Annotated in this window: 18 protein-coding genes and 2 tRNA genes; 9 read left to right on the top strand and 11 right to left on the bottom strand. The window is 56.8% G+C overall.

The window, feature by feature from the left end:
* Positions 1 to 409: 409 nt before the first annotated feature.
* A tRNA-Val gene (locus M7439_RS04595) sits at positions 410 to 482 on the top strand.
* 384 nt (positions 483 to 866) lie between these two features.
* On the opposite strand, the gene M7439_RS04600 is transcribed toward M7439_RS04595, so the two are convergent.
* From M7439_RS04600 to M7439_RS04610, 3 genes are all read right to left on the bottom strand, one after another.
* Positions 867 to 1,295, bottom strand: a complete 429-nt coding sequence (locus M7439_RS04600) for a PucC family protein (protein ID WP_298346107.1) — start codon at positions 1,293 to 1,295, stop codon at positions 867 to 869.
* Positions 1,296 to 1,412: 117 nt separating this feature from the next.
* Positions 1,413 to 3,578, bottom strand: coding sequence for a cation-translocating P-type ATPase (locus tag M7439_RS04605; protein WP_298346109.1), 2,166 nt, complete (start codon positions 3,576 to 3,578; stop codon positions 1,413 to 1,415).
* Complete coding sequence (locus M7439_RS04610; protein ID WP_298346111.1) at positions 3,559 to 3,762, bottom strand: heavy-metal-associated domain-containing protein; 204 nt, start codon at positions 3,760 to 3,762, stop codon at positions 3,559 to 3,561. The genes M7439_RS04605 and M7439_RS04610 overlap by 20 nt, the downstream gene beginning before the upstream one ends.
* Before the next feature lie 65 nt (positions 3,763 to 3,827).
* Here M7439_RS04610 and M7439_RS04615 point away from each other — a divergent pair, with 65 nt between their 5' ends.
* Positions 3,828 to 5,024, top strand: a complete 1,197-nt coding sequence (locus M7439_RS04615; protein WP_298346113.1) for a YbfB/YjiJ family MFS transporter — start codon at positions 3,828 to 3,830, stop codon at positions 5,022 to 5,024.
* 89 nt (positions 5,025 to 5,113) lie between these two features.
* Here the strand turns inward: M7439_RS04615 and M7439_RS04620 are convergent.
* Positions 5,114 to 5,187, bottom strand: a tRNA-Cys gene (locus M7439_RS04620).
* Positions 5,188 to 5,269: 82 nt separating this feature from the next.
* Here M7439_RS04620 and M7439_RS04625 point away from each other — a divergent pair.
* A complete protein-coding gene (locus M7439_RS04625) occupies positions 5,270 to 5,779 on the top strand; it encodes a hypothetical protein (RefSeq protein ID WP_298346115.1) in 510 nt (169 codons plus the stop codon).
* Positions 5,776 to 6,999, top strand: a complete 1,224-nt coding sequence (locus M7439_RS04630; RefSeq protein WP_298346117.1) for a geranylgeranyl reductase family protein — start codon at positions 5,776 to 5,778, stop codon at positions 6,997 to 6,999. The genes M7439_RS04625 and M7439_RS04630 overlap by 4 nt, the downstream gene beginning before the upstream one ends.
* A 111-nt stretch (positions 7,000 to 7,110) precedes the next feature.
* Here the strand turns inward: M7439_RS04630 and M7439_RS04635 are convergent, their stop codons facing one another.
* The gene (locus M7439_RS04635) at positions 7,111 to 7,653 is read right to left on the bottom strand and encodes a pyridoxamine 5'-phosphate oxidase family protein (protein ID WP_298346119.1); all 543 of its coding nucleotides are present in this window, start codon (positions 7,651 to 7,653) and stop codon (positions 7,111 to 7,113) included.
* An 858-nt stretch (positions 7,654 to 8,511) separates the two neighbouring features.
* Here M7439_RS04635 and M7439_RS04640 point away from each other — a divergent pair.
* Positions 8,512 to 9,423 carry a prephenate dehydratase domain-containing protein gene (locus M7439_RS04640; RefSeq protein WP_298346600.1) on the top strand — a complete coding sequence of 304 codons (912 nt, stop codon included), beginning with the start codon at positions 8,512 to 8,514 and terminating at the stop codon, positions 9,421 to 9,423.
* Between the two features lie 10 nt (positions 9,424 to 9,433).
* Complete coding sequence (locus tag M7439_RS04645; RefSeq protein WP_298346121.1) at positions 9,434 to 10,453, top strand: prephenate dehydrogenase/arogenate dehydrogenase family protein; 1,020 nt, start codon at positions 9,434 to 9,436, stop codon at positions 10,451 to 10,453.
* Here M7439_RS04645 and M7439_RS04650 read toward each other — a convergent pair.
* Complete coding sequence (locus M7439_RS04650) at positions 10,415 to 12,361, bottom strand: GGDEF domain-containing phosphodiesterase (protein WP_298346123.1); 1,947 nt, start codon at positions 12,359 to 12,361, stop codon at positions 10,415 to 10,417. The genes M7439_RS04645 and M7439_RS04650 overlap by 39 nt on opposite strands.
* 255 nt (positions 12,362 to 12,616) lie before the next feature.
* Here M7439_RS04650 and M7439_RS04655 point away from each other — a divergent pair, with 255 nt between their 5' ends.
* From M7439_RS04655 to M7439_RS04665, 3 genes are read left to right on the top strand one after another with little or no spacing between them, the layout of a single operon-like run.
* Entirely contained in the window at positions 12,617 to 14,284 is a 1,668-nt protein-coding gene (locus tag M7439_RS04655; protein ID WP_298346125.1) for a long-chain fatty acid--CoA ligase, read from the top strand.
* 5 nt (positions 14,285 to 14,289) lie between these two features.
* Positions 14,290 to 14,514, top strand: coding sequence for a hypothetical protein (locus tag M7439_RS04660; RefSeq protein ID WP_298346127.1), 225 nt, complete (start codon positions 14,290 to 14,292; stop codon positions 14,512 to 14,514).
* Positions 14,511 to 16,460, top strand: coding sequence for an acetoacetate--CoA ligase (locus tag M7439_RS04665; protein ID WP_298346129.1), 1,950 nt, complete (start codon positions 14,511 to 14,513; stop codon positions 16,458 to 16,460). Before M7439_RS04660 ends, M7439_RS04665 begins: the two co-directional genes overlap by 4 nt.
* 981 nt (positions 16,461 to 17,441) lie before the next feature.
* Here M7439_RS04665 and M7439_RS04670 read toward each other — a convergent pair.
* From M7439_RS04670 to M7439_RS04690, 5 genes are read right to left on the bottom strand one after another with little or no spacing between them, the layout of a single operon-like run.
* Entirely contained in the window at positions 17,442 to 18,758 is a 1,317-nt protein-coding gene (locus tag M7439_RS04670) for an ABC transporter substrate-binding protein (RefSeq protein WP_298346131.1), read from the bottom strand.
* A 54-nt stretch (positions 18,759 to 18,812) separates the two neighbouring features.
* On the bottom strand, positions 18,813 to 19,532 hold the full coding sequence (locus M7439_RS04675) for an ABC transporter ATP-binding protein (RefSeq protein ID WP_298346132.1): 720 nt from the start codon (positions 19,530 to 19,532) through the stop codon (positions 18,813 to 18,815).
* On the bottom strand, positions 19,513 to 20,319 hold the full coding sequence (locus tag M7439_RS04680; protein ID WP_298442405.1) for an ABC transporter ATP-binding protein: 807 nt from the start codon (positions 20,317 to 20,319) through the stop codon (positions 19,513 to 19,515). The genes M7439_RS04675 and M7439_RS04680 overlap by 20 nt, the downstream gene beginning before the upstream one ends.
* Positions 20,316 to 21,332, bottom strand: coding sequence for a branched-chain amino acid ABC transporter permease (locus M7439_RS04685; protein ID WP_298346136.1), 1,017 nt, complete (start codon positions 21,330 to 21,332; stop codon positions 20,316 to 20,318). Before M7439_RS04685 ends, M7439_RS04680 begins: the two co-directional genes overlap by 4 nt.
* An 8-nt stretch (positions 21,333 to 21,340) precedes the next feature.
* Positions 21,341 to 22,291: a branched-chain amino acid ABC transporter permease gene (locus M7439_RS04690; RefSeq protein ID WP_298346138.1), complete on the bottom strand. Its 951-nt coding sequence runs from the start codon at positions 22,289 to 22,291 to the stop codon at positions 21,341 to 21,343.
* Between the last annotated feature and the right edge of the window lie 88 nt (positions 22,292 to 22,379).

The raw sequence follows: 22,379 nt of genomic DNA on the forward strand, positions 1-22,379 counted from the left end.
AAGATGACGACTACCAGGAGCGCCGATCGATCCAGTGCTCACGAAGAGGATGTCTGTCAGCCATTCCAATCCCTACTGCCTTACTGTCTTCGATGAGCTCGAGGCGCGGGTTCTTCTCACCTTGTCCAAACCTGCTGGTATCTCTCCAGTGATTGTGTTTGCGTAGCTGAGAGTCCTCCCGGGCGCGCCGATGGCAGACCCCAGGGTGATCGCTGTTCGGCTCGACATATTGCGGGTGTCAGAGGTCGGAATGATCCTGCTGTTACGCTCCCAGAGCACGCCGCCTTGCCCACGTGCGTCGCGAGACGATGTTGATAGGCGTTAGCCTCGGTGATCATGGGTGCCAACGGCGTGGGGTCGGGATCCGATGGCACGAATGTGGGGCCATACGCTATAGAGTGTAGCCCACGGGCCGTTGGCGCAGTTGGTAGCGCACTTGCATGACGCGCAAGGGGTCAGAGGTTCGAGTCCTCTACGGCCCACGATAGAGGGAACAAATCCCGTGCTGTTTGCGGTGCGGGGAGCAATTTGGTATTCCTCCTGCGATTCCTCTCTGTTGTGTTGGAGTTCGCTCACTCGTTGCGGGGTGACCAGTCAGCATTCCGTGTGCCTGCGATGGCGTCCTGGAACAGTGTCAAATCTTTGCGCCCGAAGCGATCGTTGGTACGGTTGGCGTTGCTGATGTTCATTGGTATAGCCAAGGGCACAGCGCGTTCCCGTGAGTTCTTCGATCGTCCGCGTCATCTACCGGATCGAGGAATGCTCGCTCGGTCCGTTCATGTGTCAATAAAGGGAATCGCGCCGGATGCGAAGGTATCGAGTGGCACTACTGGTATCGCACCGGGACGTCATGTGGCCGACCAACGTCAAGGCTCGCTGTTCGTGGCGGATGAACGGCTGAGATGATAGAGCAGAAATGCGTAGGCAAAAAGTGCAAGCGTGAACCCGAGTGCCATGATTAGCGAGAGCAGGTTCGAGCGGCCACCACCATTGACAAACCCAAGTCCTGCGGCGATCGCAATGACAATACCAAGGACGCCGACGATCGTGTAACCCAAGGCACCGGCTGCAGGTTGTTCAAGGGAGGCGTTGATCATCATAACACCATTGATGAGAAGAGCGAGGCCAATGATGACATGAAGATAAAGGATCACGATGGGGTGCGAGGCACCCCATGGGTTATGAGGGGTGATTGTTACATACAATACATTGGCGGTGCCAAAAATGAACTCAATGAGCAGCGCAACGATCGAGGTGAAGGACAAAAGCTTGAGGTCGAGCTGGCGTTTACTCATGCGACTTTAGTCTAGTGGTCTCGATCGTAAGGAACAAGTCGGTCTCGACGAAACTCCCGTAACACGAGTGGAGGCTCAGCGGCGGTTCTTCGGCAGACACGACGACCTATGTGCCAATCAAAAACCGTTCTGTAATGGCACGTGGGCCGACGGTGGCGAGAGTGAATGTTTTGGCGAAGCACCAGCGGGTTGCGCGACTATTTGTTGGAGGTGCCACTTGCGTAGGCGCAGCGCGTTCATGACAACGATGAGCGAGGAACTTGCCATGAGTGCCGCTGCCAACATCGGGTTAAGGATCCCAAGGGCAGCGAGGGTGATCGCAATAGCGTTGTAACCAAAAGCCCAGGCAAAATTCTGATGAATGTTGCGCAGTGTGGCGCGAGCTAGCGCGATTGCTCCAGGCACCTTAGTGATGTCATCACCGAGAATGGTGATGTCTGCGCTCGCTTTGGCGATGTCGGTGCCGCTCGCTAGGGCGATGCCGAGATCGGCCTGCGCGAGCGCTTCGGCATCATTGATGCCATCGCCAACCATCGCAACCCTCTTCCCGAGGGCCTGTTCATCTCTGATCGCAGCAGCCTTATCCGCAGGTCGTACGTCAGCTCGGATTGCGGTGATGCCAAGGGTAGCAGCGAGGACTTGTGCGTTGCTCAGCCGATCACCGGTCAGCATAATGATCTCGATGCCGCTGTTGTGAAGGCTCTCGACTAACCCTTTTGCTCCCTCTCGAAGGGTCTCGTGTAGCGAAAAGAGGAGTGGTGGCCGGTCATCAATTTGGCATGCGATCATTCTTGATGCTTCGGTGGTCTCCAAATGAAAGAATTGTGGCGCCGCTATCGTCACGGTGTGTCCGTCTACTGTCCCAACTAGACCCGAACCTGGCAACTCCCGTACGGCCTCAACGGGTACGTTGATCGTAGATAGGGCGCTGAGTGCACGGGCAACGGGATGCGTTGAGGATTGGGCGACCGTCGCGATGCAAACCCTGTCCTCTTCGGTCAGCCCTGATGGGAGATCATCGAGTGAGAGAGTGGCATCGGTGAGTGTGCCAGTCTTGTCGAGAAATATAGTGTCGATCTTCGGTACTTGTTCCAGGACGGTTGGACTCTGGATGAGTATACCGCTGCGCGCGGCTCGGGAGGTGGCTACCAGAAAGGCGATCGGTGTGGCAAGACCCAGTGAACATGGACATGCGACTACCAGTACGGCGATCCCCGCAACCAGCGCCGTGACGGCGGAACCTTGGGTGAGCCAAGCGAAGAAGGTGCCTATTGCAATGAGGATAACGACTGGCACGAAGACGCGAGAGACACGGTCGCTGATGCGTTCAAGATTTGCCTTCTTCGCCTGGGCCTGTGCTACCTGTTGGGTGAGTTGCGACAGGAAGCTACGTTGAGCACTGGTGGTCGCGATACCCTCTAGCAATTGATCACGGTTGATGGATCCGGCCAGGAGGTTCGATCCCGGGGCGACGAGTGTCAGGTCCGACTCTCCGGTGATGATGGCGGTATCGACTGCGGACTCGCCGGCGGTAACGGTCATGTCCGTTGGCACCACTTGACCCGGCCGTATGGTGAGCAGATCATCGCGAAGAATCTCTTTGGCTGGTATCGTCAGCGCAACTCCCTGACGGGTCACGGTGACATCACCGAGGATTTTCGCCTGAAGATCATTGAGGTCACTCCGTGCGACCACCTTGGCACGTTCCTCGATCCATCTGCCGAGGTAGATGACGGTTGGCACAATCGCTGCAGCATCGAAAAATACCGGCTCACCTGTTTTATGCGCGATCGTCACCACTGCTGACCAGGTAAAGGCGGTGACAAAGCCAAGGGAGACGAGGGAGTCCATCCCCCCGGTTAAGTGTCGAAGATCGCGTACTGCGGTGATAAGGAAACCACGACCAACGAGCACGATTACCAAAAGGGCTAGCACCAGAGCAACTGGTCGAGACACCGACCATAGCGATAGATCGGCACCGAGGAGCACGGCGCTTAGTACGGCGCTGATGGCGAGCGGCCAGCGTTGGTGTTGGAGCTTTGGCGAGGCTGTCGACTGATCTTTTGCGATCGCTTCATAGCCGGCTTGGCGAACCGCGGCCAAGATGCGGTCGGTGTCAAGAGCGGTGGGGTCGAAGGTGATGGTTGCCTCTTCCAAGGCGTAGTTGACGGTGGCGGTGGCTCCGGGGAGATGATTGAGCTTTCGTTCGATACGGGAGGCACAGCTTGTGCAGGTCATGCCGAAGAGCTCGAGATCAAGTTGTTTACTGGATGAGTTCGGCATCGTAGCCGGCCTCATCGATCGCGGCAATCAACGCATCGACTTGCAGCTCATCACCCTCGATGGTCACCGTCTTGGTGTCAAGATCAACGGTGACCGACTGTACTCCTGGGATCTTGCCCACCTCGCCTTGGATCGCCACTTGGCAGTGATGACAGCTGACAGTTGGAACACTGAATTGTAACATCGTGACCCTCATCTTTCTTGTCTCCAGTCTATCCTTGCCTACGTCAACCGATGTAAGGAGTGGTGGTGGATGGCGCGGTCGTAGGATCTGGGCGTATCGATGCAAAAGTTATGCTCGTGGCACTGGGGCTATCGTTGGCGGCAGCGACCTCGCTGGGTTTTGCGCGTTTTGCCTATTCGTTGCTCTTGCCGACAATGCGCACCGCGTTGCATTGGAGTTATTTCGCGGCTGGTGCCATGAATACGGTCAATGCGGTTGGTTACCTTGGAGGCGCGCTCCTTGTGACGCGTATCTCGGATCGCTTTGGCAATCGGCGATCCTTTATCGTTAGCGGCATTGGCATGGTGGTCGCACTTGCATTGACACCAGTGAGTGCTCACCTTGTACCGCTCTTGACACTGCGACTCATCTCTGGTCTCTGCGGAGCGGTTATCTTTGTCATTGGCTCTTCGCTCGCCCAGCAAGCTGCACGAGGTCTGTCGAGGTCGGGCGCGGCGGTGGTCCTCGGGGTTTACTTTGGAGGCGCGGGTCTCGGTACCGCTTTGAGCGGCGCGATCATCCCCGCCATTCATCTGCGTGCGGCGACCCTCTGGCGGGTCGACTGGTCGATTTTGGCGGTCATCACCTTGCTCGCTATGGTTGGCGCTACGTTCGCATCGTTACAGGTAGGTGATCCGCCGGTGCGTTCTGTAGGTGAACGCCATCTAGGTCATTACCGGCCGTTGCTACCGGCTCTCATCGCCTATGGGGTGTTTGGGTTCGGGTACCTCGCTTTCTTGACGTTTCAGGTCGCCTTTATGAGTCATCAGGGACTCCCTTCGTCCAGGGTGGTGCTTTCCTATGTGCTTTTTGGTATGGTCGCCGCCGTCAGCGGATTCATCTGGTTCCGGCCACTCGCCGGTCACCGACCTGGCCTTGTGGCAGCGTCGATCTACCTGTCGGGAGCGCTCGGGGCGGTGCTCTATTTGGTCTCTACGGCACTGTGGGTCGAGATAATTGCCGGCATTCTTTTTGGGCTTGCCCTCATGAGTTGTTCTACCGCTTTTGGGGTCGTGACGCGGGTTGTTCTACCGCCATCGTTACAGACGGGCGCGATGGGCGTGGCAACGGTCGCGATTGCGGTCGGACAGAGCCTCGGTCCCCTCGTTACCGGTCAAATCGCCGATTCTCATTTTGGACTTGCTGGGGCGATCGGCGTTGGTGGGGCCTTCATCGGGTTGGCAGCGTTGGTCTCGCTCTTCCAACGCACAGGTGCTGCGTGAAACGCGATGACGGCAACGACCGGTGACTGAAGGCTCTGTGGACGACCGGATGGGCGGTGAGCCGCTCGGTCAGCGGACTCACCAAATGTTGGAGGCGGCGAGCGGATTCGAACCGCTGTGCAAGGCTTTGCAGGCCTCTGCCTAACCACTCGGCCACACCGCCAGTAACCTATAGGAGACTAATCGGGACAGCAATCTGAACCGATCGAGTTGGCTGAGTCCGTGAGAATGGAACAAGATAGATCGTGAACAGACGTAAGGTGATAGGTTGGAGCGCCGGAGTGGGGGTTATCGCCGTGGTCAGCATTGGAACGTTGGCGGCGATTCCAAGTGGTGGTCAGAAGCCAACGCAAATTCCAATACCGGGCTCTGCGACGACAGCGCTGCCACAGCTGCAGCGGCTAGGTCCTGACGGTGAGATTCCCAAGAACATCGCTGAGACAGTATTGGTGCCGGTTGGGATGGTGCCAAGGACCTATAAGAATCTTAACCCTCAGGGCACGAATTTTGATGGGTACGTTTTGTACCGGTCTCCTATGAGTCCGAGTCAGATTCTCGCTTTCTTCAAGGCTGCACTTCCGGACGCCGGTTGGCATCTCTACAACGCGAGCGTTACCAAGGGCCAGGATGTCATCTTGGCGTCCAAGGCGGGAAACGACGGCTTCTACTGGGAGGTGGGTATCAAGGACCCCTTTCCTAGTCGGGGCGTAGGCAGCGACCTTCAACTGCGCGTCATTCAGATCAGCTTCTCATGAGGGTGCTGGTTGTTGGTGCAGGCCCTGCGGGATCGCTCACAGCTACCCTGCTGGCCAGGGGTGGCCATACGGTCGTTCTGATCGATCGGTCGACCTTTCCGAGGGACAAGGCGTGCGGGGATGTGATTGGTCCGTTGGCTCTCTCCGTGCTGGAGCAGGTAGGGGTGCGCCTCCCTGGGGACGCGCATCGGATCGGGTCGATGTGGCTTGGGTTCGAAGGCGACGAGATGCTGATGCCAGCCCGGCCCGGGTTGGGTCATCGGGGTTACGGCTTGACGATCCGACGCAAGGACTTTGACGATATTCTTTACCGCATGGCGATCTCGGAAGGGGCTGAGAGCCGCGTGGGGGTAGTCGGTGCTGTTGAGCGGCGGGGTAGCCGCTTGCGAGCTCACCTTGATGGGGTTGACGAGGAGTTCGACGTGGTAGTGGGTGCTGACGGGGCAAACTCTGCTGTTGCGCGAGCAATGGGGATGGTTGATCTCGATCGTGTCCTCCTCGGATTTGCCTTACGGCGACATGTATCGGGTTCCACACTCACGGATCGCGTTGATCTTTTGCTCGAGGGTCGAGAGATGGTGACTCCGGGGTACGGGTGGGTCTTTGATCAGGGTAGCGATCAGCTGAACCTTGGCATTGGGGTCGGCGTTGGTGCACAACGGGCTCGTGCAAAAGGGGCACGTGAGCTCTTAGACCGCTATGAGCAGGATCTGGTTGATCGCAACATCATCACCACGGTTGGGACACATCAGGAGATGGGTGGCTGGTTGAAGATGGGGCTCGTTGGCACACGAGTCGCTGCGGAGGGGGTCTATCTCGTGGGAGATGCAGCAGGCCTTGTGAACCCACTCCAGGGCGAAGGGATCGCCGCGGCACTTACCAGTGCGTCGCTGTGCGCGACAGTGATCGACCGATGGGGTGCCAACGGCGATGTGGCCTATCGTCGCGCCATCGATCAGCATTTTCGCAAGTTTTTGACCACCGGTTACACGATCCAACGTGTGGCACTCGAGCACCCCAAGGCCACGCGTGTCGCGATGCAGTCGCTGGTTCGCCTCGGCCGTCGCTCTGAGCGTCTCGCCAGCGGTTGGGGCATCTTCTGGAATGATTTGACCGCGTATTCGGGTCGTCAGCCAGGGGCTCGTGCCGCCAGACTGGCGCTGGGGCTGGGTCAAGGGGTGACAAACTTGACACCAGCACGGCCATCCTGGCGAGACTAGAAGGCAACGAGGCTATCGACGGGATGTATCACGGCCCAACGGTCACCGTCTTTGGCCGGGCGCCGCAGGCGTAGCCAGCAAAGCGAGCTGGTGGCCCAGATGTTGCGTAGGTTACGGTATGGCCGGTAGACCATCGATACTACGGGCATTGTGGCGCTTACGGTAGTTCTTTAGACCGTCGCTGCCCTTGGCTGCAAGCCAGTTTTCAAGCCGGTCGCGTTGGCGCATCTGGGCGGCCATCGGTACACCATAACCACAGGAGTTAGTGACGCTCGCAATGGTGATCAAGATGATGGCACGGGCACCCTCTCGTTCGGGAAACTTTGTGATCAAGGAATCATACCGTGATCCACCCGGCAGGAGTGGTTGTCCACTGCCATAGATTCGTAGGATGTTCGGTACTCCACCGAAGGAGCAGAACATCAGCGTTATCCGCCCGTTCTCGCGTAGATGGGCGATCGTCTCTGCCCCGGAACCAGTCAAGTCTAGATACGCGATATGTCGGGCATCGGGCACATAGAGAGTATCACGCAGACCCTTTGGCGAACAGTTGATGTGGCCATGGTCGCTGAGCGGTGCGGTCGCAACGAAGAAGAGCTCCTGGCCGTGGATGAAGTTGATGTCATCGGTGGTGAGCTCAACATGTGTAGTCATCTTCTTGAATCTAGCGAAGGACTCTCCCAGGCTGAGCGTAGAACGCAAGAATCGTCGTTAATTCTAGGCATCGTGGGCGAGGTCACTCATATCGTCGTCGATGCGGGCTAACGAAGGTCGGATTCGTTCCTGGTCGCGGGTGTTCCGATCAGGTTTGCGAAGGCATCGTCAGTGACTGCGTCGTGCGTGCACCCCATCCCTGGTCTTGACCCCTTCGCTGTGTGAAGGAGTACATATCGCTAGGGTCTCGCGGCAACCGTGATCGCGTGACCAACGACGTTGCAGGCGATCGTGAACAACCAAACTGGACATGCCGGAACGGTGCAGTAGCCGCTACTGTTCGCATGTGGTTAGGGGTCGCCAAACACCATTACCGTTCTTTCGGCGTGCCACCAATCTTCTCGAGGGCTCACAATCGGGGAGTGCGGCTTAGTGACAGGGATGACGGCTGACCAGCGGTACTGCCCCGGTAGCGGACGCACCATACCCTTGGCAGCTCCAGGAAATACTTGGTCATCGATTCGGTGATGATGCTTGGTTGTGACCGCTGACTTGTTGCACCATCTCAACCATTGGATTCACTCGTATGTCGTGTTGGTGAATCGATCGCGCATGCATGGGCAGCGGAGGTGATCATTCCCGACATTGCAGGGAAGCGTGGTGTGATCGACTATCGACAAGAACGAGGTATGGGTTCGTGGCGGCCGTCACTGAGGTCGTTAACAGTGGCTGACCTTCGGTGGCGTCCGATAGGCATTGGTACACAGCCTCGGCGGTTGGGGCTGTCAGTGTTGGTGATAGGGGCGTTGTCGTCCTAGGCTTGAGCGAAGGAGATGGGTGTGAAGGAGGATTTTGTTGGTGGTGAACCATGAACGGCCGATGATCTGTTTCGCAGGACCGCTTGGCAGCTCTGATCATCGGGTCATTGAGCTCTTTGGTTTTACCGATTTTGATCCGCTTCCCATGCCCTCAGTGGAGCAGGTTATCTTTACGGTATCCACCACACCCGGCCTCCTCGGAGTGCTTCCAATCGAGAACTCAACTGAGGGCGAACTAACGCTTACCCTCGATCGACTGATCTTTGATGCTGAAGATGCGTTTATTATTGGCGAGGCTGTTCTTGCCGAAGAGATCTGGGGATTCTCTCTCAACGGGGAAGCATCGGTTCATACGGTGATCTCTCACTCGATGATCCTTGATCTCTGTGCGGATTTCATTCGTCATCGCGGCTTGCATGTCCGGCATGCTGTCTCCACGAAGGCCGCCTGTGATGAAGTAGTGAGCACCCGAGACCCAGGATTGATGGCGCTCGCGCCGCCGAGTGTCGGTGCACAGGCAGGACTCAATGCCGTGGCGACTGAGGTGGCACAGGTGAGTGAGTTGCGGACCCGGTACGCCTTGGTGGCGAATGCCTTACCTGCTCCAACGGGTGCCGATCGGACGATGCTCGCAATCGTTCCCCGGTTCGACGCTGTTGGCGCGCTGAGCGAGATCGCCAATCACTTTAAAAACCATGATGTCAATATGTCATCGATCCTATCGCGCCCGCTGGCGGGTGAGCGAGATGTCCATTGCTTTGTCGTTGTGGCTGATGGACATGCCAACGTGGAGCCGGTGCGTTCGTTGCTGCGTTCCCTCTTGCGGGCCGGTCATCAAGTCAAGTTGATGGGCTGCTATCCGCGTTGGACAGCCAAAGAGGTCGTCACTCCTTCGACTCAGCTTCCTCGCGGAGTACTCTCCTATGAGGAGGCTTCCGGTCCGGAGGCGTAGGAACGCGTGCATGAGGATTGGTAATGAGGTGGTTACGCCGGTAGGTATCGTCGGACTAGGCCATATGGGCGCATCGCTCGCCGGAGCACTCGTTGGCAATGTCGGCGTGGTTGGCTATGATCTGAATCCGGCGTCGATGGATACCGTTGCGCAAAGGTTTTCGATCACGACGGCCGAGTCCCTCGACGATCTTGTTCGACGGAGTCAGTTGATTGTACTTGCTGTTCCGACGCCGTCGATCGAAGAGACGCTCGATCAGCTCGACGGCGTGGCTATCTCGCTTGGCGTCCGCCCAATCGTCTGTGATATCGCATCAGTGAAGAGCGGATTGGTGGCACATGAGGACCCTCCGTCGTCGTTGCGCTATGTGAGTTTGCATCCGATGGCGGGTAGGGAGGGGAATGGGGCCGAGAGCGCAGACCCCACGATTTTTGCGGGCGCCAACTGGGCAGTTGTGCTGTCCGGCCAAGAGGAACCGGAGGCGTTGGCTCGGGCATTGATGGTTCCGCTGGTGTTGGGCAACGGGGTCCTACCGATCGCTTTGGCGGAGCACGACCGTGCTATCGCGATGATCTCGACGTTGCCCCATGTCACTGCGATAGCACTCGGACGCCTTGTCGGCCAGGTGCCGGATCGTCAATTGCTGCGGAGGCTGGCAGCCGGTTCGATACGTGATGGCGTACGTGTGGCTCGAACCGATCCCATGCGGATTGTAGAGATGTTCTACCCAAACCGTGCACAGTTAGCTGGTGCCATCGACGCTCTTGTCCGAGAGTTAGAGGACTGTCGTGACCATTTGGTTGATGAACAGTGGCTGCTCGCGTGGACACGCGCGGGCCATGAGGGGGCGTGCTCTCTCGATGAGGTTGGTGGCAGGAACTTCGTGCTCCATGTATCGCGGACGATGCTGGTGAGTGAGCTCCTTCGCCTTGGAGCAGTTGGTGCCATGCTTGTGGAGCTCAACGCTGTTGAGGGTGGGTTTGTCCTCGGCCTAATCGACGGCCAATCGAGTAGAGATACGACGTCGTAGTTCGATGCCGAGTCGACAAAATTCCTTTACCATGGCACTATCGTTGGCACCGAGCACCTGTTGGGCCAGTTCGTGCTGGGCCTGATGGAGCGCAATGAGATCGGGGTCTCCAAGATTGCTTGCAACTTGGCACGCCTTCTCTGCCAGAGGCCCCTCGTGCCCACTGGCAGCGAGCGCGAGGATTGCACGTTCCCAGCGGAAGCCTTGTACCGCTGCGACGACGGCGGGGTACGATTGCATAGCAGCGATGGGGAGTGGGTTGGGAAGAGCGAGCACCGCGGTGATCGGCAACGGACGGCTCAGTGCATAACCCTGACCGAGTTGTGCCCCGAGGGCATGGAGCACGGGAAGCATCCGTGGATCCTCAATGCCCTCGATGACGAGTTCGACCTCCATCAGATGGCTCAGATCGATAGCCACGGTCATCAAGGGCAAGCCAACGTTGAGTAGGTCAATGGGCTCCGAGAAGGCCCGGTCGAGCTTGATTTCATCAAAGGGAAAGCTCATGATACGCGAAAGAGACGCATATCCAGTCCCAAAGTCGTCGAGTGCGATGTGATGGCCAGCGCTCTTCAGGAGAGCGAGTGGAGCATAGGCGAGCGAGACGAGATCCTGGTTCTCGGTGATCTCGATCCTCAGCTGATGAGGTAAGAGTCCACGTTGACGCCAGATGGCAATGATCGTGCGAGCGTAGTTCTCATCGGAGATGAGGTCGGGTTCAATATTGATCGCTACTGGCGTCTCGACGCCGTGCTTTTCGATGTCTTCGGCCACTTGGGTGAGCACGACCTCAAAGAGCCTGCGCCGTTCCTCGCGAACGAGCGTATCGATAAAGTCCTCAGGACCAACGAGACCAGAGGCGACCCGCAGACGCACCAGGGCTTCGTACTGGGTGATCCGTCCAGTGCCGAGATCAACGATCGGCTGGTAGCGCACCTCAAGATTATCCCCTGCAACGGAGATGGTGGAGCGAAGGCCAGCCGTAGTGCTGGGCTCGTGCTGGGTGTGATCCGTTGGCATAGTCACCAGGTGGAGGCCAGGCTCCGTGCCAGTGACGAGGGCCTGTGAGAGTGCCCCTTCTGCAATGCTAAGCAAAAGCATTGGGTCGGCATTTTCCCGCCATGAGATGGCGAGCCCTGCGTACCACGCTGGAGGATCTTCATCCTCGACAACAGGCCGTAAGGAACCAATTGTGCCAAGCTCTCGTGTGATGATCGCAAGTACCTCCTCGCGGTCATGAGCGGCCTCGACGAGGAGAGCGAAGGTGGTGTCGCCAAGACGAGCGACTGTGTCCGTTGAACGTGTAACGGAGCCGAGTCGTTTCGCCAGCTGTACCAGCAGGCGATCATGATCGCGAGGATCGGATTCGATGCTCTTGTCGGTGGAGGTCAGTGCATAGACGTCGAGGAGGGCGAGCGCTACTTGGGTATGGGAACGCTCTGCTCGGAGCAGGCTTGCCGTCAAGGCATCGATAAATCCGCGCCGATTGATCAGTCCAGTTAAGGCGTCATGATGGCTGAGAGCGAGTGCGGATCGCAGCTCTGCTCGGTGACGCCGGTCCAATGTATCCATTGCCCTTGCTTGAAGGCGTTGGCGTTGTTGGGTGACCATGTCGGGGTTGAGGTCCGGTCGATCCCTCGTGATCGTCCCTGCAAGGGCGTCGATGAGGGTGAGTGTTGTGGACGGGGGGTAGCCCAATCGCTGGAGCGTGATAGCAGTGAGTTCTGCACTCTTTCTGCTCGCGCTAGGGTCCATAAGCGTTGGTGTCAGAGCGAGCAGCAACGGTGCCAACACATCGGAGGTGAGCAACCGCTCCGGATCGTCGAGATTGCTGAGTATCTCCGAGAGAATCTCCTCAACAGTTGCTGGATCACCCAACCACGGCTCAGTTGGATAGGAATGATACATGACGTCTCTCGATCCTTCGTAAGCGATCCCTAGGCCAAGGGCCGACTTGAGCGATCCTCGCTAAGCCTACCTACCTGTTGTGTTGCTAACCTTGGTTGGCAAAGCCCATTCTACCCGACGACGAGGGGCCTCGTTGAGGAGTTGGCCGATGTTTTGTGTTGGGGTACTGCGATGAGGCGGGAGGCGTCGCTGGGATGCCTGGTAGCCATGGTAGAACTTTGATAGGCTACAGTTCGGACGGCGAAAGGGAAGATCATGGAATCGACGATGCAACAGGGTGCACTGACAGTGGCAGGCATACTTCGTTATGGGTCGCAAGCTTTTCCGGATGCAGAGGTGATCACCTACGATGGTACCGATGGCGTTCGCGCTTGTTTTTCGGAGGTTGCGGAGCGGGCTGCACGACTCGCCGGTGCTTTAGCTGGGATCGGGATCAGTCCTTCAGACAGAGTAGGGACTTTCTGTTTTAATCATCAACAACACCTCGAGGCGTACCTCGGTATCCCCGCCATGGGGGCAGTGATCCATACGCTGAACCTCAGGCTCGCACCCGATCAACTCGGATATGTCATCGATGATGCGGGTGATCGTGCCATCATCGCCGATGGAATGATGTTGCCACAGTTGGCACAGGTGCTCGAGGCCTGCCCGAGCGTTGCAACGGTCATTGTGGTGGGTGCGACCGCCGATGCTGCCATCAAGGAGCAGATAGCCAAACGGTGTAAGGTGCTCGATTACGAAGAGTTTCTGCGCGATGCGGCTCCGGTGGTAGAGTGGCCCGACGTCGTAGAGACCGATGCCGCGATGATCTGTTATAGCTCAGGGACCACCGGCAATCCAAAGGGCGTGGTGTATTCGCATCGTTCCACGTACCTGCACGCCATCAGTGCGTTACCTCTCTATAGCCAGCGGAGCTGGAATATCCTGGAGTCGAAGGGTGATGTAGCGCTCATCGTGGTACCGATGTTTCACGCCGCAGCGTGGGGGGCGCCCTATGCCTGCTGGTTCACCGGTTCGACCATGATTATGCCTGGACGTTTCCTACAGGCAGAACCGCTCGCGGCAATGATCGAACGCTTCCATCCGACGCTCTCCTCAGGGGTGCCGACGATCTGGAATGATCTGTTGAACTATCTTGAATCACATCCTACCGATGTCTCGAGTTTGCGGATGTTGACCTCCGGAGGATCGGCAACGCCTCGATCGCTGATCGAAACCTACCTCGAGCACTACAACATTCCTGTGGTTTCAGGGTGGGGCATGACGGAGACTTCACCGGTCTGTACCCTGGCCATTCCGCCCTCAGGCACTCCTCGTGAGCGCCTTGTTGACTACCTTGCGACAGCGGGGAAGGTCGTTCCTGGTGTCGAGTTGCGTATTGTGGACGATCAGCAGCAGGTCCAACCCTGGGATGGCAAGGCGCTCGGGGAGATTGAGGTGCGCGGTCCGTGGATTACCGCAGGGTACTTGGGGGGTCGAGGAGGTGAGAACTTCGACGACGGGTGGCTTCGAACCGGAGATATCGCCACAGTCGACAGGGAGGGCTATGTGAGGATTGTTGATCGCACCAAGGATGTGATCAAGTCCGGTGGAGAGTGGATCTCGTCCATTGAACTCGAGAATGCCATTATGGCCCACCCGAAGGTGGCAGAGGCTGCCGTGATCGCCGTCCCCGACGATCGCTGGTTTGAGCGCCCGCTCGCTTTCGTGGTGGTAAAACCGGGAGAGGATCTCGAGGTCGGAGAGCTCCGCGATTTTCTCGCTACCCGAATCGTCAAGTGGTGGTTGCCAGAGCGGTTTTCCTTTGTCGAGGCTATTCCGCGCACGTCGGTGGGTAAGTTCCACAAGAAGGTGTTGCGAGAGGGATACCAAGCAGGCAACTATGCGATCCATGAGGTGAAACGAACCCAAAGTGAGGAGTAGTAGTCATGACAGATTCCGATGAGCGCCGCGAGCATATGTTGGAGGGCATCGAGGGTCTGTTATCTCAGCTTGATGATGTGAGCTTCTCGCAGTTGTTGGGTTACCGACGTCTTGACCCGGCCAAAGTGAAACAGGTGCAACAGGAACTCGCCAAGGTTCGACGTTCGTTATTGAAGGCACAACAGATCCTGCGTCAGCTGGACTTAACGATTGAGGAGATTGATCGATGACCGAGGTGGGCGACATCCTTTGGGAGCCTAAGGATGGAGGCCTGTCAGGCCCCCTTGGTGCGTATTTACGGGCAGAGGGGCACGGATTAGGGGTCACTTCGACGGCCTATGACGAACTCTATGAGGCAAGCATCACCAAAATTGGGCCGTTCTGGCGTTCGATCGCACGTTTTTGTCGTCTCGCCGGTGATCTGGGCGAGCGCGAGCTGGTAGGAAGTCTTCCCGATGCCGTCTTCTTTCCAGACGGCTTTGTCAACTATGCGCAAGAGGCCTATCTCCGCTTTCAGGATCCAGCGTGCATCATTAGAGCCGACGAGTCGGGAATGCTCGAACGGGTCGAGGCACACGAATTCTGGCGAGCGGTCGCGCAGTTGGCGGCGTCGCTCCGAACGGCCGGTGTGGAGGTGGGGGATCGGGTGGCGGGTTATCTCCCCAATATCTACGAGGCAGTGGTGGGACTCTTTGCGACCGCGAGTATCGGTGCTGTTTGGTCCTGTACGTCGCCTGACTTTGGCGTCGGTGCGGTCGTTGATCGTTTTCGTCAGATTGAGCCAAAGGTTGTCTTGGCAGTGACTGAGTATCGTTACGGCGGTCGTCTCATCGATCGCAGCACCACGCTACGGGCGATCCTTGATGAGCTGCCGAGCGTCGGTACCGTTATCGTGGCTGGATCCTCGACTGGCATGACGTCGGGGCCGTGGAGAGTGGTCTCCTTTGATGAGGCGATCGAGGGCCAGCAGCCGCTTACCTTTGCGCGAGTTCCTTTCAACCACCCGTTATGGGTTCTTTACTCGTCGGGAACGACGGGTGTCCCGAAGGCAATCATTCACTCGCATGGTGGGATCGTCCTCGAGCACAAGAAGGTCCTTGAGATCCAGAACGGAATCACTGACGGTAGCACCTTCTTTTGGTTCTCCTCCACGGGTTGGATGATGTGGAATTTCTTGATGGGTGGTCTCTTGGTCGGTGCATCCATCGTGCTCTACGATGGTTCCCCAGGTTACCCCGATCTCGGTCAGCTTTGGCGCCTGATTGATCGGGCAGGTATCGATTTCTTCGGTGTCTCGGCTCCCTTTCTTCGCAGCTCACAGGTTGGCGAGGTAGACCCACGGTTGCTCATTCGTGGTACGTCGTTACGAGCTATTGGTTCGACCGGGGCACCACTTACTATTGATGGATTTGATTGGGTGTATGAACATGTTCCAGGTTCAGTCCAGCTCATCTCGGCCTCTGGTGGCACCGACGTCTGTACTGCCTTTCTCGGCAGTTCTCCGATGCATCCGACGAGAGCAGGCTTGATCGCGGCCCGAGCGCTCGGCGTAGCCGTCGCTGCCTTTGGGGAGTCAGGGACACCGGTGGTGGGACAGATGGGCGAACTGGTGATCACGAAGCCCATGCCCTCGATGCCGATCGGGTTCTGGAACGATGAGGATCGGAGTCGCTATCATGATGCGTATTTTGCGCAATTTCCGGGTGTCTGGAGGCATGGCGACTGGGTTACGTTCTACCCAGATGGTTCCAGCATCATCTACGGTCGCTCCGATTCAACACTGAATCGTGGTGGTGTTCGTATGGGCACCGCCGAGTTCTACCGGGTGGTGGAGGCGATACAAGGGGTGCGTGAATCCCTGGTCATCGATACGTCGGCTCTCGATCGAACTGGTGAACTCATACTCTTTCTTGTGCTTACTCCGAAGGCCACCGAAGATGATGTACGCCAGAGAGTTCGTACTGCCCTGCGAGAACAGCTTTCACCCCGGCATGTCCCCGATCGTATCTTTATCGTCTCGGATATCCCGAAGACCCTGAATGGGAAGAAGTTAGAGGTCCCGATACGGCGGCTCTTTCTTGGAGCGAAGCTCGCAGAGGTCGCTTCAAGTGATTCCGTGGCCAATCCACAGGTTCTTGGTGAGTTCGAAGCGCTTGCCCGATTAGCAAGTTCATGATGCTTGCTACGTATGGGGCAATGCTGTGTGGGGTGGCCCGTTGGTAACGCCCTAGCTTCAGGCATGCACCGGCGTTCTGACTCGACTTGGATGAATACGGCCACCCAGGATGAGCCCATGCGCTCAGAACATGAGGTGCTGCGAACGCGCCTTGCGGCGCGGGATAAACCCCCAGGAATGGCGGCGGTTTAGAGGTGGGGGTGGAGTCATGCGGAACATGGCGGCTGGGTCTGGACCGCAGTGTCGATAATCGTGGTGATCGTCGTTTTAGCCCTCCTACATAACCATACCCTAGGTCTCAGTATCAGTGTGTGCGCGGCTCCTCGTCAACATCGCGATCATTCTTTTCTGGGCAGAGATGTGTTTGCGATGGTCGCGACACTGAGTTGCTAGAATGCGCCTCTAGCGATCCTAGGGTTTGCGTTCCTCCCTCTCCCGTGAAAGTGAAGAGTGATCGCGTACTTGTTCCGTTCGAAGCCCTAGGTCTTCGCATGTCAGAGCGGTGGCCCGGGTGTGGGTGAGCGTCTTTGGCATCCTGAATAGCTGGCGTCGCGAGAGCCGAGCTGTCGGCCCCACCACTTCACTACGCCTGCGATCTAGGGGCCTGCAGTTTCGTGTGGCGATTTCTCCAAGCTGTTCTGTTCCCAGTGTGCCCTGCCGAAGGAGTCCTGCCCAGTAAGCCGAGCAGAGCTTGAAGCCTTCATTGGAAAACCTCAAGCTCTGCTCAGGCACCCAGATCTTACGACCTACCGGTTGCCTCTCGATACTCTCTATCTCTGCTCGATGGTGATAATTGTGCGACAGTACTTTCTTATGATTTCTGGACGGGCTCCTTGTTCTGTATCCTCTCGGCCGCTTGCCCACCCTGCGATAATGTAAGAAAGTGAGCATTCTGTGCACGTGAGGCGATCCCATCGCATAGCTCGTATGGTGGGTCCCCGCACACTCTGAGCCGATGCGTTGCGAATCGAGGGACTAGTGTCAATAGAGTTTTGCCAGAGCCGATGCAGGCTCGTTGAAGACCGTCTTTAGGTTGCCAGATGAGGTGAACTTCACCACTTCAAAAGATGAAAACACATTATGATATTGATTGAAGTCCTCATTACCACTAGCTCCTTGATAGTTGATCTTTGTGCCCTTTTTCAAGAGCGCTGCGCAACTCGTGTAGGTGTAGCACTTGGTTCCTGGCGGGTTTGATACCTTCGTAATAAACGGGCGCCAAATCGTAGGATTTGATGAGTGTGCTGCGTCCATGGCGAGTGCTGCAATGACCACTGCATCATACATCGCTGGCGATGCGGGCAGCGGCTTGTTGGTGTGCCATACTGCTTGATAAGCGTTCAGGAAGGCTGCGTTCGACTGTGCATAAGCTGGTGGAGCTGCCATACCTGACAACCACTTGCTGGCGTTTTGGAGTCCCATCGCCTGTGCCATCTGGGTTGATGCGCCGGTATCGCCGGTGATAAACGGTATATTCAGATGTCCTAGTTGGCTGACATTGGCGAAGAATGTGCTCGCGGTCTGGGGATCCATATGAAAGAATACGCACTGCGGCCGCTGTGCTCCGGAGAACATCTTCGCAACGGTCGACAGATACGAACTCTGACCCGCGACAATTGTCTCGCTGGCCACGATCTTGCCGCCGAGCTTCTCGTAAGCCCTGGTAACCGGTCCAACCTCTGCTTGCGCGTTAGGTCCCGAGTCATACACCTCTGCGGCAAGGTGACATCCCTTGCCCTGGTACGCATAATACGCCTCGCCGGAGAGTAGCTCTGAGTCCGACGGGAAGACGCGGTAGACATAGGGATACTGCATATAGTCGAGCTGGGTTGTCCCACCCTCCATGAAATCTACGACATGATCTGGACCAAATTGGCGAACAACACCTTCGATCTCGAGCGACGATGGACCAAAGATCACCGAGGGGTTGTGCAGCAACAGGGTGTGGAAGGCGGTGACCGCGTCAACGGGGTCTCCGGCGGTGTCAGCTAATGTCCCGGAGATCTTTGCGCCAAGAACTCCGCCGCCATGGTTCACGGCATACAGGCCAGCCTCAACCCCGTGATCGAACCACTGGCCGACAAATGCCTCTTTCCCACTCATGGGTAGCAAGATGCCTGCTTGAATCGTACCGCTAATTCCTTTCGACTTGCTGGTGGTGCTCGCCGAGCTTGCCGTGCTGCCGCACGCGGCCATAGTCATGGCTCCGAGGGCGAGCAGGCCTGTGCCGACCACCTTCGTTTTTGTGATCCTGCCTCTGCGGATCTTTTTTGCTCGTACTGACTCCTTGCGCGACATGAGTGATTTCCCCCTTTTCTGTTTACTCGTACCTCTGTGAGGTAGAGACTTGCCTTAGGCCTGCTGTTCTGCAGAAGCGCCCAAAAAGATGCCGGCCAAATCCAACTTTCGAAGAATTTCTGGTGCTGCATGGTCGTGGTTGCGACCTGCGACGATGATGTAGCAGTGATCGGAGCTGTCGAGAGCCCTGTCTACGTTCTGTTCCACCACCACCACGCTGGTACCGAGTTCACTGATGGTAGCGATCTGCGACCATACCACCTCAACATTTGCAGGGGAGAGGCCTGCTGTCGGTTCATCCAACAACACCACCTTTGGCTCCGCCATGAGCGCGCGCGCCATGCCGAGCATGTTACGCTGGCCGCCACTCAACAGTCCAGCTTTCTTTCCCTTCGCTGGCCGTAACTCTGGGAAGATCTCCCAGATGTCGTTCACCCGTGTACGAAATCCCTTGGATGACACGAAACTTCCGAGTTCCAGATTCTCCTCAACTGACATCGATGGGAAGACATTCTCATTTTGAGGCACATACGCCACGCCGGCATGCGCCAGTCGATGGGTGGGAACGCCGGTAATTTCATCTCCATCGAGATGGATCGTTCCAGCCATGCGCGGAATTAATCCAAATACTGCTTTGAGAAATGTCGATTTACCCGCACCATTGGGTCCAACGATCGTGACCACCTGTCCGACTCCGACCTCAAGAGATACCTCTTGAACGATCGGGATCTTCCCGTACCCCGCGGTAAGTCGATCAACCTTTAGTACCTGCACCAACAGACCCTCCTGTCAAGTAGGCCGAGACGACCTCCGCATCTTGGCGAAGCTCGCTCATAGTTCCTTGGGCTAACGTGCGGCCGACGGCCAGCACGACGACATGATCACAGATGCGCTCGACCACATCAAGGTTGTGCTCAACCATAAGGAACGTGTAGCCGCTCTCCTCTTTCAGACGAAGCATGTGCTCACCGATACGCGAGATCAAGGCAGGGTTGATGCCCGCCATCGGTTCATCGAGAATGAGCATCTTAGGTTCGGCCATCACCGCACGGGCGAGTTCTAGCAGACGTTTCTGTCCACCACTGAGATTGCGTGCGTACTCGTTACGCATCTCATAGAGGCCAAATTCGTCGAGAATGTGTAACGCCTTCTCAACGAACTCGCGTTCCTGGCCCTGGTACCGCTTGCGGCGAAACAGCGCTGAGAAGAGATGTTCACCCGTTTGTGTGAGCGGCGACACCATGAGATTTTCGAGGACGGTCATCGCAGGGTATTCGCGCGATATCTGAAAGGTCCGAATCAGACCGTTCCTCGCAACCTGATGTGGCTTGTATCCGGTGATGTCGTTATTCCGAAAGCGAATCTTGCCGGCATCTGGACGCAACGCTCCCGCGATGAGGTTGACCACGGTTGATTTGCCTGCACCGTTGGGGCCGATGAGTGCGGTAATGGAACCCTCTAGCACTTCAAACTCGGCACCTTGCACCGCCTGAACTCCACCGAAGGCCTTCTCGAGCCCGACCACTGAGAGGATAGGTTGTTGGACCCGTTCTGTCATCATTCCTCAGCTCCCGTAACCGCAACCTCAGGCGTGATCGCTCGTGTTTGGCCAGTTAATGGCAACTCGTAAAACTTGGCCTTTCGCTCTGGGAACACTCCTTGGGGGCGGAACCGCAAGGTCAAGATCACGAGAGCCCCAATGCAGATGTTTCTGATCTCTGGGATCAGACTGGGAAACCCATTGATACTGGGAAGGAACCTCGTCGCCTCGTTGAACAGGACCGCTACCAGGAACGAACCGATGACCGCTCCCTTGTTGTTACCCATTCCGCCCACGATGAGTGCCGCCCAGATCACAAATGTTTCGCTCGTTCCCCACCCAGCAGGAGCCAGAGCGGTGATGAACCAAATGGTCAGTACACCCCCAATACCGACGAAGATTGCGCCAATGACCATCGCCATCATTCGAATGCGATAGGTGTTCTTACCGAAGGCCTCGGCCACGTCGAGGTCTTCGCGAGTGGCACGCATTGCCCTACCAAGTGGTGATTTATAGAGTCGATTTGCGATAAACCATAGGAGTAACATAATGACTGCTGCAAACAACATAAATAGCAAGTCATAGGTATTGGGACTGAGGTTGAGGACCCCATTGAAGGGTTGTGGAACTCCGACAAGCCCCTCGTAACCATCGAAGAGTTTGGTGTTGTTGCCGACAAGACCGTAGATGATGGAACCAGCTGCCAATGTGACAATCGCCAGATAATCGGAGCGTAATCGTCGAAGAGCAATAAGTCCGATCAGATAGCCAAGTATTCCCGCACTGACCGCACCCAGGAGTAGGGCGAGAGGCCAAGGAAGCGAGAGCCCAAGTATGTAGTAGATCTCGGTTCCAGGTTGTGCCCGGCCCAGCGACCCTACCCCCGCCATGTATGCTCCGACTGCCATGAAGGTGATAACGGTAAAGTCGAGAATGCCTGCATACCCGAACTGTATGTTCAATCCAATAGCGAAGATATTGTAGATGCAAAAGTAGACACCAAGGGTTGCAAGATAACCAATGAGTATTACCATTATTCGACCTATGCCTTTCCAGCTATTGCGAAGATCCCTTGCGGGCGGATGAGTAGCACGATCACTAAGGCTGCGAATGCGACGTCGACGTTGTATGCCGACGAGATCACAAGGCTAGAAAGGCCCACCACGAGTCCAATGATGAGCGCACCTAGCATGGCACCATAGATTTTTCCGATACCGCCCAGGATGACCGCTGCAAAGATCACGAACAAGAAGCTATTACCGGTGAACACCTGAAACTCTACGGTATTGAGTGCTAAGGCAATACCTCCCAGTCCGGCGAGACAGCCGGTAAAAAACCAAGTCCACAACGTGGTTGCGTTGATGTCGATACCGCTGGCTTGTGCCAGCATCTTGTTGTCCGACATTGCGCGCATGGCCTTGCCGAGGCGTGATTTGGTCAAGAGTAGGTGCACCGCGATGAGGGCGACAATAGCGACGCCGACCACCTCTAGTTGTGCCACGGTCACACTGAACGGCCCAATCGTCAGCGGCGCTCCTTGTGCAATCGGGTAGCGGTCAAATCCCACCCCCCAGATCGCTTGCGCGAGATTGAGCAGAATCAACTGCAGCCCGAAGGTGACGATCAGTAAGAAAAAGCCTGATGTGCCACGTTTCACAAAACGTTCGAGGATCAGAATGTCAACCACCACGGCGACGATACCCGCGGTGAGGATGCCAACCACTGCCCCGAGCAAGAAGGGGAGGTGAAAGGCGGTTATGCACGTGTAGGTCATGTACATGCCAACCGCGAGGTATGCTCCGTACGCGAAGTTGACGTAGTTCGTGACCCCAAACTGAAGACTGAGACCGACCGATGCGAGCGCGAGCACAGCAGCGGTCACGATTCCAAAACCCAAGGTCAGTAAGAACAGATGCACCTTCCCCCCTCTGCGTAACAGGTACTGTTCTATTCCCCTAAGGGCGAAAATTGCTGTTGCGTACACAAAGATCACCTAGATCTCGTTGAGGAGCATTGTGTTCATTGTGTTCACAGGACGAGTGGCCACAGGTTCAAGTCGACGTGGTAGTGCAAGTCACGTG

Origin of the sequence: Ferrimicrobium sp., assembly GCF_027319265.1 — a bacterium.
In the GTDB taxonomy this organism is placed as follows: domain Bacteria; phylum Actinomycetota; class Acidimicrobiia; order Acidimicrobiales; family Acidimicrobiaceae; genus Ferrimicrobium.

Coding starts and splice junctions, on each gene's coding strand:
- M7439_RS04670 (WP_298346131.1), bottom strand. CDS start 18,758: ATGTCGCGCAAGGAGTCAGTACGAGCAAAAAAGATCCGCAGAGGCAGG.
- M7439_RS04660 (WP_298346127.1), top strand. CDS start 14,290: ATGACAGATTCCGATGAGCGCCGCGAGCATATGTTGGAGGGCATCGAG.
- M7439_RS04650 (WP_298346123.1), bottom strand. CDS start 12,361: ATGTATCATTCCTATCCAACTGAGCCGTGGTTGGGTGATCCAGCAACT.
- M7439_RS04610 (WP_298346111.1), bottom strand. CDS start 3,762: ATGTTACAATTCAGTGTTCCAACTGTCAGCTGTCATCACTGCCAAGTG.
- M7439_RS04605 (WP_298346109.1), bottom strand. CDS start 3,578: ATGCCGAACTCATCCAGTAAACAACTTGATCTCGAGCTCTTCGGCATG.
- M7439_RS04645 (WP_298346121.1), top strand. CDS start 9,434: ATGAGGATTGGTAATGAGGTGGTTACGCCGGTAGGTATCGTCGGACTA.
- M7439_RS04600 (WP_298346107.1), bottom strand. CDS start 1,295: ATGAGTAAACGCCAGCTCGACCTCAAGCTTTTGTCCTTCACCTCGATC.
- M7439_RS04680 (WP_298442405.1), bottom strand. CDS start 20,319: ATGATGACAGAACGGGTCCAACAACCTATCCTCTCAGTGGTCGGGCTC.
- M7439_RS04655 (WP_298346125.1), top strand. CDS start 12,617: ATGGAATCGACGATGCAACAGGGTGCACTGACAGTGGCAGGCATACTT.
- M7439_RS04665 (WP_298346129.1), top strand. CDS start 14,511: ATGACCGAGGTGGGCGACATCCTTTGGGAGCCTAAGGATGGAGGCCTG.
- M7439_RS04685 (WP_298346136.1), bottom strand. CDS start 21,332: ATGGTAATACTCATTGGTTATCTTGCAACCCTTGGTGTCTACTTTTGC.
- M7439_RS04635 (WP_298346119.1), bottom strand. CDS start 7,653: ATGACTACACATGTTGAGCTCACCACCGATGACATCAACTTCATCCAC.
- M7439_RS04630 (WP_298346117.1), top strand. CDS start 5,776: ATGAGGGTGCTGGTTGTTGGTGCAGGCCCTGCGGGATCGCTCACAGCT.